This window comes from Actinomadura litoris (assembly GCF_009733595.1).
Lineage (GTDB): Bacteria > Actinomycetota > Actinomycetes > Streptosporangiales > Streptosporangiaceae > Spirillospora > Spirillospora litoris.
Map to the genome: position 1 here is coordinate 70,228 of NZ_WOFH01000017.1, position 14,595 is coordinate 84,822.

14 protein-coding genes are annotated in these 14,595 nt (G+C 70.5%); 5 read left to right on the plus strand and 9 right to left on the minus strand.

Features of this window, described 5'->3' with window-relative positions; all coding sequences use genetic code 11:
• Positions 1-28: 28 nt before the first annotated feature.
• Positions 29-1,156 (minus strand): dual-specificity RNA methyltransferase RlmN, encoded by a 1,128-nt coding sequence (rlmN, locus tag GNZ18_RS35960; RefSeq protein WP_156221205.1) that lies wholly within the window; start codon positions 1,154-1,156, stop codon positions 29-31.
• Positions 1,157-1,284: 128 nt separating this feature from the next.
• Here rlmN and GNZ18_RS35965 point away from each other — a divergent pair, with 128 nt between their 5' ends.
• A complete protein-coding gene (locus GNZ18_RS35965) occupies positions 1,285-2,430 on the plus strand; it encodes a suppressor of fused domain protein (protein WP_156221207.1) in 1,146 nt (381 codons plus the stop codon).
• An 18-nt stretch (positions 2,431-2,448) separates the two neighbouring features.
• Here the strand turns inward: GNZ18_RS35965 and GNZ18_RS35970 are convergent, their stop codons facing one another.
• The 5 genes from GNZ18_RS35970 to rpsB form a co-directional block, all read right to left on the minus strand.
• Positions 2,449-3,483: a phosphatidate cytidylyltransferase gene (locus tag GNZ18_RS35970; RefSeq protein ID WP_156221209.1), complete on the minus strand. Its 1,035-nt coding sequence runs from the start codon at positions 3,481-3,483 to the stop codon at positions 2,449-2,451.
• Positions 3,483-4,040 carry a ribosome recycling factor gene (gene frr / locus GNZ18_RS35975; protein WP_214620742.1) on the minus strand — a complete coding sequence of 186 codons (558 nt, stop codon included), beginning with the start codon at positions 4,038-4,040 and terminating at the stop codon, positions 3,483-3,485. Before frr ends, GNZ18_RS35970 begins: the two co-directional genes overlap by 1 nt.
• A 66-nt stretch (positions 4,041-4,106) precedes the next feature.
• Complete coding sequence (pyrH, locus tag GNZ18_RS35980) at positions 4,107-4,895, minus strand: UMP kinase (RefSeq protein ID WP_214620741.1); 789 nt, start codon at positions 4,893-4,895, stop codon at positions 4,107-4,109.
• 56 nt (positions 4,896-4,951) lie between these two features.
• On the minus strand, positions 4,952-5,788 hold the full coding sequence (gene tsf, locus GNZ18_RS35985; protein ID WP_156221211.1) for a translation elongation factor Ts: 837 nt from the start codon (positions 5,786-5,788) through the stop codon (positions 4,952-4,954).
• 84 nt (positions 5,789-5,872) lie between these two features.
• Positions 5,873-6,868, minus strand: a complete 996-nt coding sequence (gene rpsB, locus GNZ18_RS35990; protein WP_156221213.1) for a 30S ribosomal protein S2 — start codon at positions 6,866-6,868, stop codon at positions 5,873-5,875.
• 747 nt (positions 6,869-7,615) lie between these two features.
• On the opposite strand from rpsB, the gene GNZ18_RS41585 reads away from it, so the two are divergent.
• Positions 7,616-8,176 carry a M23 family metallopeptidase gene (locus tag GNZ18_RS41585; RefSeq protein WP_214620738.1) on the plus strand — a complete coding sequence of 187 codons (561 nt, stop codon included), beginning with the start codon at positions 7,616-7,618 and terminating at the stop codon, positions 8,174-8,176.
• A gap of 225 nt (positions 8,177-8,401) precedes the next feature.
• Here GNZ18_RS41585 and GNZ18_RS36000 read toward each other — a convergent pair whose 3' ends face one another.
• On the minus strand, positions 8,402-9,313 hold the full coding sequence (locus GNZ18_RS36000; RefSeq protein WP_312874941.1) for a tyrosine recombinase XerC: 912 nt from the start codon (positions 9,311-9,313) through the stop codon (positions 8,402-8,404).
• 155 nt (positions 9,314-9,468) lie between these two features.
• Here GNZ18_RS36000 and GNZ18_RS36005 point away from each other — a divergent pair, with 155 nt between their 5' ends.
• The 3 genes from GNZ18_RS36005 to dprA are packed head-to-tail and all read left to right on the plus strand — an operon-like array spanning position 9,469 to position 12,506.
• Entirely contained in the window at positions 9,469-9,822 is a 354-nt protein-coding gene (locus GNZ18_RS36005; RefSeq protein ID WP_156221219.1) for a YraN family protein, read from the plus strand.
• Entirely contained in the window at positions 9,823-11,370 is a 1,548-nt protein-coding gene (locus GNZ18_RS36010; protein ID WP_156221221.1) for a YifB family Mg chelatase-like AAA ATPase, read from the plus strand.
• Positions 11,367-12,506 carry a DNA-processing protein DprA gene (gene dprA / locus GNZ18_RS36015; protein ID WP_156221223.1) on the plus strand — a complete coding sequence of 380 codons (1,140 nt, stop codon included), beginning with the start codon at positions 11,367-11,369 and terminating at the stop codon, positions 12,504-12,506. The genes GNZ18_RS36010 and dprA overlap by 4 nt, the downstream gene beginning before the upstream one ends.
• Positions 12,507-13,139: 633 nt before the next feature.
• On the opposite strand, the gene GNZ18_RS36020 is transcribed toward dprA, so the two are convergent.
• Positions 13,140-13,454 (minus strand): DUF2469 domain-containing protein, encoded by a 315-nt coding sequence (locus GNZ18_RS36020; RefSeq protein ID WP_214620734.1) that lies wholly within the window; start codon positions 13,452-13,454, stop codon positions 13,140-13,142.
• On the minus strand, positions 13,451-14,173 hold the full coding sequence (locus GNZ18_RS36025; RefSeq protein WP_156221224.1) for a ribonuclease HII: 723 nt from the start codon (positions 14,171-14,173) through the stop codon (positions 13,451-13,453). The genes GNZ18_RS36020 and GNZ18_RS36025 overlap by 4 nt, the downstream gene beginning before the upstream one ends.
• Positions 14,174-14,595 lie beyond the last annotated feature (422 nt).

A 14,595-nucleotide genomic window follows, 5' to 3' on the forward strand; every position in this document is an offset into this window, starting at 1 on the left:
GGAGCGCGACGAGCACGCCCGCGGCGCGCTAGTCCCTGGTCGCCGCGGCCAGCTGTCCGCAGGCCCCGTCGATCTCCCTGCCCCGAGTGTCGCGCACCGTGACCGGAACCCCGTGGGCCTCCAGCCGCCGGACGAACTCGCGCTCGTCCTCGGGCCGGGAGGCGGTCCACTTGGAACCCGGCGTCGGGTTCAACGGGATCAGATTGACGTGTACGAGGTGCCCGCGCAAGAGCCTGCCGAGAAGATCGGCCCGCCACGCCTGGTCGTTGACGTCCTTGATGAGGGCGTATTCGATCGAGACGCGGCGCCCGCTCCGGTCCGCGTAGGCCCAGGCGGCGTCCAGCACCTCGGCGACCTTCCACCGGTTGTTGACCGGCACGAGTTCGTCGCGGAGCTCGTCGTCGGGCGCGTGCAGGGAGAGGGCCAGGCGTACGGACATGTCCTCGGCGGCGAGCTTCTCGATCGCCGGAACCAGCCCCACCGTGGAGACCGTCACCGAGCGTTGGGAGATCCCCAGCCCGGCGGGCGCCGGATCGGTGATGCGGCGCACGGCGCCGATGACGGCCTTGTAGTTGGCCAGGGGCTCGCCCATGCCCATGAACACGATGTTGGAGACGCGTCCAGGTCCGCCCGGGATGCGTCCGCGCGCCATCGCCCGCGCGCCCGCCGCGACCTGCTCGACGATCTCGGCGGTGGAGAGGTTGCGGGTGAGGCCCGCCTGTCCCGTCGCGCAGAAGGGGCAGTTCATACCGCATCCCGCCTGGGACGAGACGCACATCGTGGCCCGGTCCGGGTAGCGCATCAGCACCGACTCGAACAGCACGCCGTCGAACGCCTTCCAGACGGTCTTCAGCGTCCTGCCGCCGTCGCAGTCCAGCTCGCGGACGGGGCTGAGGAGGTCGGGCAGCAGCTCCGCCACCAGGCGCTCGCGGACCGCGGCGGGCAGGTCGGTCATCTCAGCCGGATCGTCGATCAACCGGGTGAAATAGTGCCGCGACAGCTGATCGGCGCGGAACGGCTTCTCCCCGAGCGCGACCACCGCCTCGCGCCGTTCGGCGGAGGTGAGGTCGGCGAGGTGCCGTGGCGGCTTGCCCCGGCGCGGCGCGGCGAAGACGAGCTTCGCCGGGGTCTTCGTGGCATCAGGGGTGGCAGACATGGTGCTACCAGTGTCGCAAACCCCGGCCGATGCCTCGTCCGCCCGACGCGGGCCCGGTTTCCCGCCCGGGACACAAGCGAGACGCGACATCCCTGCACATGACCTTGTTCGCGACTAAGGTGCCGATCATGTCGGTATTGCGCAGGGGCGCCGTGTCCCCCGGAAGCCCTGCCTCCACGGTGGTCCACGCGGAGGCCAGCCCCTACGGCAGCCGTCGGCTCATCATCGAGACCGACGGGGACGTCACCGCCGCCTACCTGAGGGACGCGAGGGACTCGGTCGTCGGCGCGGTCTGGGTGGCCAACCACGGTCAGGCCCCGGAGGAGCTCGACCGGTCCCGGCTGAACTCGGGCAGCGCGCCCCTCCTGCCGCGGTCCCACGTCGGCCACCCGCAGGGGCGCGAGGCGCTGGACGCCGCCTCCCTGGAGGTCGTGTGGTTCGAGGAGGGCGACGGGGTCGCCGTCCTGGAGGCGGGCGACCCCCTGTTCGTCATTCCGGGATGGTCCGACATGGGACGCGGCATCCCCGGCTACGGCAGGGACGCCACGGCGCAGAGCCCGTTCGTCTTCCCGCTGGCGGAGGAGATCGAGGACTTCGCGCCGAGGATCGACCGCGCGCGCGAGCACTGGAAGACCTGCCGGGCGGACGGCTCCTGGGCGGAGTTCCAGCAGTCCGTGCTCGGCCACCTGCTGCAACGGCTCGGGCCGGGCGGCCACTACTGGCACGACGTGGGACGGCAACTGGCGGGCGGACGGCCGAGCGTGGCCCCGACCGTGGGCGTGTCGGAGCGCCCCCCAAGAGGCGGACGTGAGTTCACGGTGCTGAGCACCGTGGGGATGAGCCGCCAGCGCATGCCCACCGTCGAACTGTACGAGGACGACGTCGCGCCGTACGCCAGGATCGAACTCGCCGTGGCGAGCACCCTGCCCAGCCAGCGCGCGGGCAGCATCTTCCCCTGGCTCGCGCAGTATCCATGGCGGTCGGTGACCTGGTTCGCCCCCGGGGATGTCGTGAAGTGGTACCACGAGGCGCGCACGTTCCCCCTCGGCAACGGTGAGAGCGCCTGGGAGGGCGTCCTGCTGCTGGAGGATCCGACACGACTCGCGGGGCCGTCCGCCCCCGCCCTGACCGGGTTGACGGTGCAGGGCGATCCGGTGCGGTGGCTGTGGCTCGTCCCCATCACCGGCGAGGAGCACCGCTTCGCCAAGAGCGACGGGTCGGACGCCCTGGTACGCCGCCTGGCGCAGCAGGGCCGCTCCTGGGTGGTCTCCTAGCCCGCGCACCCGCGCCGGTCAGGTCGGGTGGAACAGCTCCAGGAGCAGCCAGACGACCGGGGCCGTCGCGACCAGCGAGTCGAGGCGGTCCATGACGCCGCCGTGGCCGGGCAGCAGCGTCCCCATGTCCTTGATGCCGAGATCCCGCTTCATCATCGACTCGATGAGGTCGCCGACGGTCGCGGTGACGACGGCGGCGAGGCCGATCAGGACGCCCTGCCAGACGCGGCCGTCCTCCAGCAGCCACCACACCAGCCAGCCGCCGACGAGCATGCAGGTCAGGGCCGACCCGGTGAAGCCCTCCCAGGTCTTCTTCGGGCTGATCGTCGGCGCCATCCTGTGCTTCCCGAGGAACGACCCGGCGAAGTAGCCGCCGATGTCGCTGGCCACGGTGGTCGCGATGAAGATGACGATGCGGTGGTCGCCGTCGTCGGGGCGCATGGTGAGCGCGACGAGGCCGCCGACCAGCACCAGGTAGCCCGCGACGAACAGGCCCGCGGTGACGTCCCGCACGTACCCGTCGGCGCCCTCGGTCATCCGGGTCATCAGGACGGCGAGGACGGTCAGCGACACCGACGCGATGACGGCCGTCGAACCCCACACATACGCCACTACGGGCGTGGCGACCATGCCGGTGGCGAGCGGGATGAACGGCACCTGGATGTCGCGGCTCCTGAACGCCTCGGTCAGCTCGCGCATGCCGAGGAACAGGAAGACGACCATCACGCCAAGGAAGATCTCCTTGACCGTGTAGAGCGACAGCAGGACCAGCGCACCCAGGGCGCTGCCCACGCCGATGGCGAGCGGGAGGTTCCGGCCGGTCTTTCCATGGCGCTTTGCTTCCGCGCCTCCCTGGCCGGACGACTCGCCCGCAAGCGACGCCCCGCCGCGGTCAGTGCCCGGCGTCCCGTCCAGCGAACCTGTCACCTCGGAGGTGCCGTCGAGGGCCTCGTCCAGGGACGAGACGTGCGTCCGCCCGGACGGTGAGCCGGACGGGCCGGCCACCGGCTCGTCCGGGGAGCCCGCGGGCTCCCCGGCGTCGTCGAGTCTCATCAAACCTCAAGCAGTTCGGCCTTCTTGTGCTCAAGCAGCTCGTCGATCTGCGCCACGTACCGGTGCGTGGTGTCGTCGAGCTCCTTCTCGGCACGGCGGACCTCGTCCTCGCCTGCCTCGCCGTCCTTGACGAGCTTGTCGAGGGTGTCCTTGGCGCGCCTGCGGATGTTGCGGATGGAGATCTTGCTGTCCTCGGCCTTGCCGCCGGCGACCTTGATGAACTCCCTGCGGCGCTCCTCCGACAGCTCGGGGAAGACCACCCGGATGACGTTGCCGTCGTTGGTGGGGTTCACGCCGAGGTCGCTGTCGCGGATCGCCTTCTCGACCGCCTGCGCGGACGACTTGTCGAAGACCTGGACGATGACCATCCGCGGTTCCGGCAGCGTGAACGAGGCGAGCTGGTTGATCGGCGTCGGCGTGCCGTAGTACTCCGCCGTGATCTTGTTGAACATGGCGGGGGTGACCCGGCCGGTGCGGATGGCCTGGAAGTCCTCCTTGGCGACCGCGACCGCCTTCTCCATCTTCTCCTCGGCTTCGAGGAGGGTCTCGTCGATCACTGTGACTCCCGTGTCATCTGGTCGGCCCTGGTCGGTGCGGTTCCGCACCGGATGTCCGGGCTGCGGTCAGCCCTGCGCCGGGCTGACCAGCGTGCCGATCTTCTCACCCCGGACGGCCCGGACGATGTTGCCCTGCCCCATGAGGTCGAAGACCACGATGGGAAGCACGTTGTCCATGCAGAGGCTGATGGCCGTGGCGTCCATGACCTTCAGTCCCCGCTGTAGGACTTCACCGTAATCCAAACGGTCGAACTTGACCGCGTCTGGATTCTTTCGGGGATCGGCGTCGTAGACCCCGTCCACCTGAGTGGCCTTCAGGACGGCCTCCGCGCCGATCTCCAGCGCGCGCTGCGCGGCGGTGGTGTCGGTGGAGAAGAACGGCTGGCCGAGGCCCGCGCCGAAGATGACCACACGGCCCTTCTCCAGGTGCCGGATGGCCCGCCGGGGGATGTACGGTTCGGCCACCTGGCTCATCGTGATGGCCGTCTGGACACGGGTGTCCATGCCGAGCTTCTCCAGGAAGTCCTGGAGGGCGAGGCAGTTGATGACGGTCCCGATCATCCCCATGTAGTCGCCGCGGCCCCGGTCCATGCCGCGGGCGGCGAGTTGGGCGCCGCGGAACATGTTCCCCCCGCCGCACACCACCGCCACCTGCACGCCGTCCCGGACGGCCTCGGAGATGGCCTCGGCCACGTGCTGCACGACCTCGGGGTCGATACCGAGGGGCTCGCGCCCGGCGAACGCCTCGCCCGACAGCTTCAGCAGGACGCGCTTCCAGCCCTCGCGCGGCGCGTGCTGGTCGTTCGGGTCCGACGACGAGGCCGCCGTCGCGCTAGTGGTCGTCTTCTCCGGCACGTCGGCGGCCTCCTCGTTGCGTCGCGAAATCTCGGGTCCCTGCCTCCAGGGTGCCCCTACGCCTGCCCGACCTTGAAGCGGGCGAAGCGGACGACCTTCACCCCGGCCTCGTCCAGGACCTTGGCGATCGTCTTCTTGTTGTCCTTGACGAACGCCTGCTCCACCAGCACGAAGTCGCGGAAGTAGGCGTTCACGCGGCCCTCGACGATCTTGGGGATGGCCTGCTCGGGCTTGCCCTCGTCACGGGTGAGCTGCTCGGCGAGCGCCCGCTCCTTCTCGACCGCCTCGGCGGGGATCTCCTCGCGGGTGAGGTACTTGGGGGCCATCGCCGCGATCTGCTGGGCGACGTCCCTGGCGACCGCGGGGTTCTCCGCGTCCAGCTCGACCAGCACGCCGGTGGTCGGCGGCAGGGACGGGTCGGACTTGTGCAGGTAGCTGGCCACGTAGGCGCCCCGGAAGTGGGCGAAGCGGCGCAGCTCCAGCTTCTCGCCGATCTTGGCGCTGTTCTCCTCGATCAGGGCCTGGACGGTCTTGCCCGGCTCGATCTCGGCGGCCAGCAGCGCGGCGGCGTCGGTGACACCGCTGCCCGCGGCGAACGTGACGACCCGCTGGGCCAGCTCGATGAACTGCGCGTTCTTGGCGACGAAGTCGGTCTCGCAGTTGAGCTCCAGCAGCGCGCCGTCGCCGGTGCCGTCGAAGTGCTCGGCGACCAGGCCGTTCGCGGTGGTGCGCTCGGCGCGCTTGCCCACGTCCTTGGCGCCCTTGAGGCGCAGCAGCTCGGTGGCCTTCTCGAAGTCGCCGTCCGCCTCCGTCAGGGCGTTCTTGACGGCCATCATGCCGGAGCCGGTCAGCTCGCGAAGCCGCTTGACGTCAGCGGCGGTGAAGTTAGCCATCGCTCTCTTCGCTTCTCTCGTCGTTGGTCGTAGGACCCGCGACGGTCCCGGCGGCCCCCTCGGGAGGCCGCCGGGACCGCGGGATCAAGCCTGCTCGGACTCGGCCTTCGCCTCGGCGGGGGCGTCGGCGCCTTCCGGCGCGTCGGCGGCCTGCTCGGGCTGGTCGCCGGCCGGCTCGGCCTCGGCCTTGTCGCTCTCGGGGGCGGCGGCCTCCGCGCCGGAGGCGTCCGGCGCGTCGGCGGCGGGGGCCTCGGCGGGGGCCTCGGCAGGAGCGGCGGCGCCGTCCTGCTTGCCCTCCAGCAGGTCGCGCTCCCACTCGGCCAGCGGCTCGGCGGCACCGGAGGCGGCGCCCTCGGCGGGCTTCTCGTCCCCGCCCGAGGCGGCGCCGGCGCGGGCGATCAGCCCGTCGGCGACGGAGTCGGCGACCACGCGCGTGAGCAGGCTGACGCTGCGGATGGCGTCGTCGTTGCCGGGGACGGGGTAGTCGACCTCGTCGGGGTCGCAGTTGGTGTCCAGGATCGCGACGACCGGGATGCCGAGCTTCTTGGCCTCGTTGACCGCGATGTGCTCCTTCTTGGTGTCCACGATCCAGATGGCGCTCGGAACCTTCGCCATGTCGCGGATACCGCCGAGGGTGCGCTCCAGCTTGTCCTTCTCACGGCGCAGGCCGAGCAGCTCCTTCTTCGTCATGCCGGAGCCGGCCACGTCGTCGTAGTTGATCTCCTCCAGCTCCTTGAGCCGGGTGAGCCGCTTGTGGACGGTGGAGAAGTTGGTGAGCATGCCGCCCAGCCAGCGCTGGTTCACGTAGGGCATGCCGACCCGGGTCGCCTGCTCGGCGATGGACTCCTGGGCCTGCTTCTTGGTGCCGACGAACAGGATCGTGCCGCCGTGCGCGACCGTGGCCTTCACGAACTCGAAGGCGCGGTCGATGTAGGACAGCGACTGCTGCAGGTCGATGATGTAGATGCCGTTGCGCTCGGTGAGGATGAAGCGCTTCATCTTCGGGTTCCACCGGCGGGTCTGGTGACCGAAGTGGACGCCGCTCTCAAGGAGCTGCCGCATGGTGACGACGGGTGCCATTGCCCGTGTTCTCCTTCTCTGGCCCTGACGGGCCGCATTTGGTTGTCTGCCTGCGCCCGGGCACCGCCCCACCGTCGCCCATGAGCGACGGACCGAGGGACAGCGCCCCACCATGTCTGCGGTGGCATGCGGACGCGTGAAATCAGCCGCCGGAGTAACCCCAGGCGGCTGTGACCCGGAGCCGTTCCCGAGTCCGGCCCTTCCGCTCACCGGGAGCGGCTTCTCGCCTCACCACCCGTGGTGGTGGATCGGCGACGGCCTGGCCTGGCCGGTGTCCTTCCGGGCACTGTCACAGATTATCAGGGCGCGGACACCTCCGGGAATCAACGATCGGGGCAGTTATCCACAGTTCGCGCTCCCCCTCGACGGGCGGCGCCGGCGGCGGGCAGGCTCCCGGACATGACCCTGCTCACCCTGCTGCTCACCTGCATGATCGTCGCAGCTTCCCCTTTCTCGGGCCCTTCCATGCCTTCGGGGATGGACCGCGCGAGGGCGACGACGCCCTCCGAAGCGCCCGCGAACCTGAACGCGCCCTTCCTGAAACCGAACGCGGTTAATGCTGATGTGGGGCGTCGGGCTCTGATCACATCGGTACCAACGCTCCCTTCGGCACCGCCGACCACGCTGCTACGGGCGGCATCAAGGAGGGGGGTGGATACATGGCGCTGGCCCTTAGGCCCGCCCGCTCCGCGCGTCCTGCGGCCCTTCTCTCCGCCTCCGGCTCCGTGGGCGGCCGGGCATCGCGGTGTGGATCTCGCCGCGAGTCCGGGCCAGCAGGTCCGCGCCGCTGGTGCGGGCCGGGTCTCGTATGCGGGACGGCTCGCGGGGCAGGGCGTGGTCGCGATCACCCATGGGCCGCTGCGCACGACGTACCTTCCTGTTCGTCCCGAGGTCCAGGTCGGCCGTCAGGTGCCGCTTGGGGCACGTATCGGCGTGCTGGAGGACGGCCCGTTCCATTGCCCGGTCGCCTGCTTGCACTGGGGTCTGCTCCAGGGGCGCGTCTATCTGAACCCGCTCAGCCTGGTCATGCGCCGCGTCCGCCTGCTGCCCTACTGGTCGCCGCCTGCCGCGGCTCCCACGCCCTCACCGCAGCCGGAGCCTGACCGCCCGCCCGACCAGGAACCCAGGCTGGGCCTCCGGGACGCCACGACGGCCACGGGCGGCGCTCTCACGGGGATCGTCCTGACGTACAGCGTCGCGTTCGCATGGCGTCGGGCCCGGATCCGTCCTGGGCGCCGCCGTCCGCATCGTCCGCCGCCCGGCGTCATAGACCTGGCCCGGGAACGTCGCCTGCGCCGAACCCCCTAGCCGACGAGGCCCTCGCGCCGTCAAGCCCGCCCTCGATCCTTGAGCAGGAGCCCGTAGTCGAATCTTGAGCGCCGGCCTGCCGTCGCGCACTCGTCCGACGGCAGGCCGGCAAGCGCGCAACAAGGGCACGCCGGGCAACAGTCCTCCGGGCGCCAACTCTGGGGCAGCCCCTGTGCGGGCGACCTGGCGCCACAGCCGCGTGTCAGGGGGCGGCGCCATGCCCGATCAGGGCTCTTTCTGCCCGCGTGGATGCGCCTGCCGGTGAACCTGCTTGAGCCGCTCAGCCGATACGTGCGTGTAGAGCTGGGTGGTCTGCAAGGAGGCGTGGCCGAGGATCTCCTGGACGCTGCGCAGGTCCGCGCCGCCCTCCAGCAGATGGGTGGCCGCGCTGTGCCGCAGACCGTGCGGGCTCAGATCAGGCACCCCGCCGACCTCGGCGATCCGAGCGTGGACGACCCTGCGGGCGGTCGTCGGATGAAGGCGTCGCCCGCGAGTGCCCAGGAAGAGAGCCGGCCCGCTGTTCTCATTGGCCAACCGGGGCCGGCCGGCACGCACCCAGTCCTGGACGGCGCGGGCGGCGGGTTCCCCCATCGGGACGGTGCGTTCACGCCCGCCCTTCCCCAGGACGCGGAGGGTGCGGCGCTCGGTGTCCAGGTCGTCGATGTCCAGCCCGCAGAGTTCGCTGACCCGGACGCCCGTGCCGTACAGGGTCTCCAGCACGGCCAGGTCCCGCAGGCCGACGGGCCCTTGAACGTCCATCTCGTCCAAGAGCCGCGCCGCGTGGTCCTGGGTGAGGACCCCGGGCAGGTCTCGCGCGCGCTTGGGAGTGCCCAGGAGCAGTCCCGGATCGTTCTCCAGGAGACCGCGCCGGTGCAGATACCGGGTGAACGTCCGGACGGCGGCGGTACGGCGGGCGAGCGTCGCGCGGGAGCGCCCGAGGGCGTGCTGGCGGGCGAGCCAGGCACGCAGGACCGAGACGTCGAGTTCCGCGGGCTCCGTCACCCCGACATCGCCCGCGAAACCGCACAGGTCGTTCAGGTCGCCGAGGTAGGCGCGCAGCGTGTGGGGTGACACGTCACGTTCGGCGCGCAGGTGACGGCCGAACTCCAGGACGGCCTCCTCCAAGGGGTTGCTCACAGCCGCCACGCTGCGGCAACCACGCGGCCGAAGCAAGCACCCAACGCCGGTTCGGGCTGATCCGCCGCGATTGTTCACCCGCTCTATCCACAGAATGCCGTTCTACTTCCGGGCTGTCCGCCGCTGCGGCACCGTCGAAGGCCGGAGGTGAGGTCATGAACACCCACATCAGCCTCGGTCGCCGCGGTGAGGACGCGGCGGTCGACTACCTGACCGAGCTCGGCTGGACGATCCTCGACCGCAACTGGCGCTGCGGTCAGGGCGAACTCGACATCGTCGCCTACGACGGCGTCCGGCACGTCGTCTTCGAGGTGAAGACGCGCAGCTCCGCGCGCTACGGCGACCCACTGGAGGCGATCACCCCGGCCAAGGCCGCGCGGTTAAGGCTGCTCGCCTGGCAGTGGGCCACGAGCCACGGCGTCGGCCGCACCCTCATCCGGGTGGACGTCCTGGGTCTGGTCTCCGAGGGCGACGGCTTCTCGGTCGACCACCTGAAGGAGGTGTGCTAGATGACGCTCGCCAAGACACGCTCGGTGTCCCTGGTGGGTGTGGACGGCTCCGTCGTGGACGTCGAGGCCGCCATCACCAGCGGGGTGCCCGGCCTGCATCTGGTCGGCCTGCCCGACACCGCGCTCAGCGAGGCCCGCGACCGGGTCCGCGCCGCGATCTTCAATTCCGGAGAGGACTATCCCAACCGACACGTCACGGTGTCCCTGTGCCCCGCCAGCATGCCCAAAAGGGGCTCGACCTTTGATCTCGCCATCGCGGTGGCGCTCCTCGCCGCCGCGGAGGCCGTGCCCGTCCAGTCCTGCGCGGGCCTGGTGCTGATCGGCGAGCTCGGCCTGGACGGTCGGCTCCGCCCGATCTCCGGTGTCCTGCCCGCCGTCCTGGCGGCCTCCAACGCCGGCTGCCGCACGGTGGTCGTGCCCCGCGCGAACGCCGCCGAGGCCGAACTCGTCCCCGACATGCAGGTGATCTCCGCGGGCACCCTGCGCGGCCTCCTGTGCATCCTGCGCGACGAGCCGCCGCCCGTCGAGGACGAGGAGCCCGACCTGTTCTCCACGCCGTCCGAAGGCCTGGCCGCGCGGCGGCCCGACACCCGTCCCGACATGGACCTCGCCGACGTCCGAGGGCAGGCCGAGGCGCGCCGCGCGCTGGAGATCAGCGCGGCCGGAGGGCACCACCTGTTCTTCACCGGGCCTCCCGGATGCGGCAAGACGATGCTGGCCGAACGCCTGCCGACGCTGATGCCGCCCCTGGAGCCCGACACCGCGCTGGAGGTCACGGCCATCCACTCCGTCGCGGGAACACTCCCACCCGGGCAACCCCTGATCACCCATCCGCCCTTCCACGCGCCGCACCACACCGCCACCCGCGCTTCCATGGTCGGCGGCGGCTCCGGCCGCACCCTCCAGCCAGGAGCCGTCTCACTGGCCCACCGAGGCGCCCTCTTTCTGGATGAGGCTCCCGAGTTCCAGCACGGAACGCTCGACGCGCTGCGCCAGCCCCTCGAAGAGGGAAAGGTGAGGATCTCCAGGGCAGGGGGCACATCCACCTTCCCGGCCCGCTTCACGCTCGTGCTCGCGGCGAACCCGTGCCCCTGCGCCGCAGCCAAGCAGATCGACTGCTCCTGCGCCCCCGGCATCCGCCGCAAGTACACCTCGCAGCTCTCCGGCCCGCTCCTCGACCGGATCGACCTCAAGCTCGAACTGTCCCCCGCCAGCCGAGCCGAACTCCGCTACGACCTGGAGTTCGCGGAGTCCAGCAAGGTCGTCGCGGAACGCGTACTGCTCGCCAGAGAGAGAACCACCAAACGCCTGGGCGACACCCCCTGGCGCTCCAACTCCGAGATCCCCGGGCCGGAGCTGCGCCGACGCTTCACCCCCCGCCCCGAGGCGATGCACGCGGCCGACGACGCCCTCCAGCGGGGCACCCTCAGCGCCCGCGGCCTCGACCGCATCCTCCGGGTCGCCTGGACGATCGCCGACCTGTCCGGCCACGACGAACCCGACGCGGACGACGTCGGCGGCGCCCTCGCCCTGTGGTCACGCCCATGAACGCCGAACGAACCACTCGCGCGGCCCTCACCGCGATCGCGGAACCCGGCGAACCGTTCCTCAATCGGATCATCGACCACTCCGGTGCCGAGAAGGCCCTCGACATCATCCGCACCGCCCGGATCCCCCACGACCTGACCGTCACCGCCAAGGAGTTCCAGCGGCTCGACCAGTGGCGCGTCCGGCTGGCGACCGTCGACCCCGACCAGGACCTCGCCGTCTGCGACCGCTTCGGAGGCCGCCTCATCTGCCCGGGAGACCCCGAATGGCCCACCACGCTGGACGACCTCGCCGACCACCGCCCCTACGCCCTGTGGCTTCGCGGCCCCGAGAACCTCCGCTTCGCCTGCCTGCGGTCGGTCGCCATCGTCGGGTCCCGCGCCGCGTCCCCCTACGGCCTGCGCACCGCCGCCGACCTGGCGTCCGACCTGACCGACCAGGGCTGGACGGTCATCTCCGGCGGAGCCCTCGGCATCGACGCCGCCGCCCACCGCGGCGCCCTGGCCGCCGACGGCGCCACCGTCGCGATCTTCGCGAACGGCGTCGACGTCCCCTACCCCGCCTCCAACGAGGGCCTGTTCGCCGAGATGGCCAAACGCTCCCTCCTGGTGAGCGAGTCCCCGCCGGGCGCACCGCCGAACCGGCTGCGCTTCCTCGTCCGCAATCGCGTGATCGCCTCCCTCTCCCGAGGCAGCGTCATCGTCGAGGCCGAGGCCCGCAGCGGCGCGCTGAACACCGCCACCTGGGCACGCAGACTCGGCCGCGTCGTCATGGCCGTCCCGGGCCCGATCACCTCACGCACCTCGGTCGGCGTTCACAAACTCCTGCGGGAAGAGGGCACGGTCCTGGTCACCCGGCCCGAAGAGGTCATCGAGGCCGTCGGCCTCATCGGCACCGACCTCGCCCCACCACCGCACACACCCGTCCTCCCCCGGGACCGTCTGGAACCGCTCACCCGCTCGGTGCTGGAGGCGATGCCCACCCGCGGCTCCACCGGCCCCTCACAACTGGCCGCGAAGGTGGGCGTCGGCCCCCACATCGTCAACGCCAAGCTGGGCCTCCTGGCCGCCTCCGGCTTCGTCGAACGCGCCCCAGCCGGCTGGCGCCTGACGAAACAAGCCAGATCACCCAAGTAGCTCTCAACCCCACCTGAGAACTCTCACAGACATCGAAACGACTCGTCCCAGAACCTCGGCCCCCAACGTGCCGCCGCCTGACAGCCCCACAGCAACTTGGACGTACGCGGCACACAGCTACTCCGCCCCACGCCCCCAGACCAACCCCGACGCACCACTACGTAACAAGGCGCCTGGTTCAACCGCCGCTTCCCTCCACTGGGAGCGACAACACACCTCGCAGGAACACGCACCATCCGCAGACAGAGCCAAGGAGGCGACCTGAGCCAAAGGCGAAACCACCGAAGTCACTGACTCCGCCCACCTTCTGGCCAGCCACAACCGCCGCCGGACCGACCGACCACCGCCGACATGCTCACAGCCACGCAGACTCGCCCGCCAACGAACGAAGCCCCGCGAGCACCTCCGAGACGTCAAGCGACCCACCAGGCTCCGCCACGCCTGGCCGACGGGATCCGGCCGTCCACCCGAACGAGGCATCCGGCTGAACTGGGCTTGCCGGTCACCAACTGTCAGCGGCCAGCGTCGCAACCGCCTGCACCAACGCGCGACTTCTCAAGACTCTCAAAGCAGGTCGAGGACAGCCGTCCTACGGCAACAGCGGAAGATCAAGTTCTGGGGGCCGCGCCCGACTTACTGATCCGAAGGGAGTTCGAAGTCGCTCTTGGCCAGTTCTTCGACGTTGACGTCCTTGAACGTGACCACACGCACGTTCTTGACGAAGCGAGCAGGGCGATACATGTCCCAGACCCAGGCGTCCTGCATCGTGACCTCGAAGTAGATCTCACCGTTGTCGGCGCTGCGCACCTGCAGATCGACCGAGTTGGTCAGGTAGAACCTTCGCTCGGTCTCGACGACATAGGTGAAAAGCCCGACGACGTCCCGATACTCGCGATAGAGCTGCAGCTCCATCTCGGTCTCGTACTTCTCCAGATCCTCGGCGCTCACGCTCGTGCCCCTTCCGTACGGCCTTCGCCTGAGACCTCCCCGTCGGTCTCCTCCACCAAGGCCACGGCTCCATTGTTACGCAAGGCACGCACATTGACGTAGGAGAAGCGATGTTCAGGACACGGTCCGTGTTCAACGAGTGCCGCACCGTGCGCTTTGGTCACATAACCCTTGTGGACGTCGAAGCCGTATGCGGGGTATCGGTCATGGAGGTCCACCATGATGCGGTCTCGGGTGACCTTCGCGATGATCGAGGCGGCCGCCACGCATGCCGCCACCTGGTCGCCCTTGATCATCGCGAGGCTGGGGACCTCCAGCCCAGGCACCGGAAAGCCGTCACTCAACACGTAGGCCGGGCGCTTGTCGAGGGCGGCCAGCGCCCTCCGCATCCCTGTGATGTTGCAGCGATGGAGACCGATCCGGTCGATGTCGTAGCAGGGGACCACGACGGCGCTCCACGCGTACGCGCGTTCGGTGATCTCGGCGTACAGCTCCTCGCGCCGAGCCGGGGTCAGGAGCTTGGAGTCGCTGAGCCCCTCGATCCTCCCGCGTCCCCCCTGCAAGATCACCGCGCCGATGACCATCGGCCCGGCGCACGCGCCCCGCCCCGCCTCGTCCACTCCGGCCACGGGGCTGAAACCGGCATGCTGCAAGGCGCGCTCGTAGCCATGCAGACCGGCGTCTCGGCGCGGCGTGAAGCGAAGCGGACGTCCTTTCATGCTCCGCAGCGTACGTCGCCGGAAGCCCAAGCTGCTCCCGATTCCCGCCTTCTCCGACATGTCAACGATCACGCCCAATCCCTCCGCGTCCCCCTCCCCCGCGCCCACCACCGCCGAACCCGCCGGTCGGCAGGTTGTGAGGCGGATATCGGAGGCCTGCCGATCAGCAACGGGACCAGCGGCACCCGTCCGCCGTCTACAAAATCAGCCCAGATAACAGCTGGCAGGAGGTTCGCCCAGACACTCAGAGGGGTAACCGCGCCGCCCGGTGGGGCCGCCCGGTGGGGCCGCCCGGTGGGGCCGCCCGGTGGGGCCGCCCGGTGGGGCCGCCCGGTGGGGCCGCCCGGTGGGGCCGCCCGGTGGGGCCGCCCGGTGGGGCCGCCCGGTGGGGCCGCCCGGTGGGGCCGCCCGGTGGGGCCGCC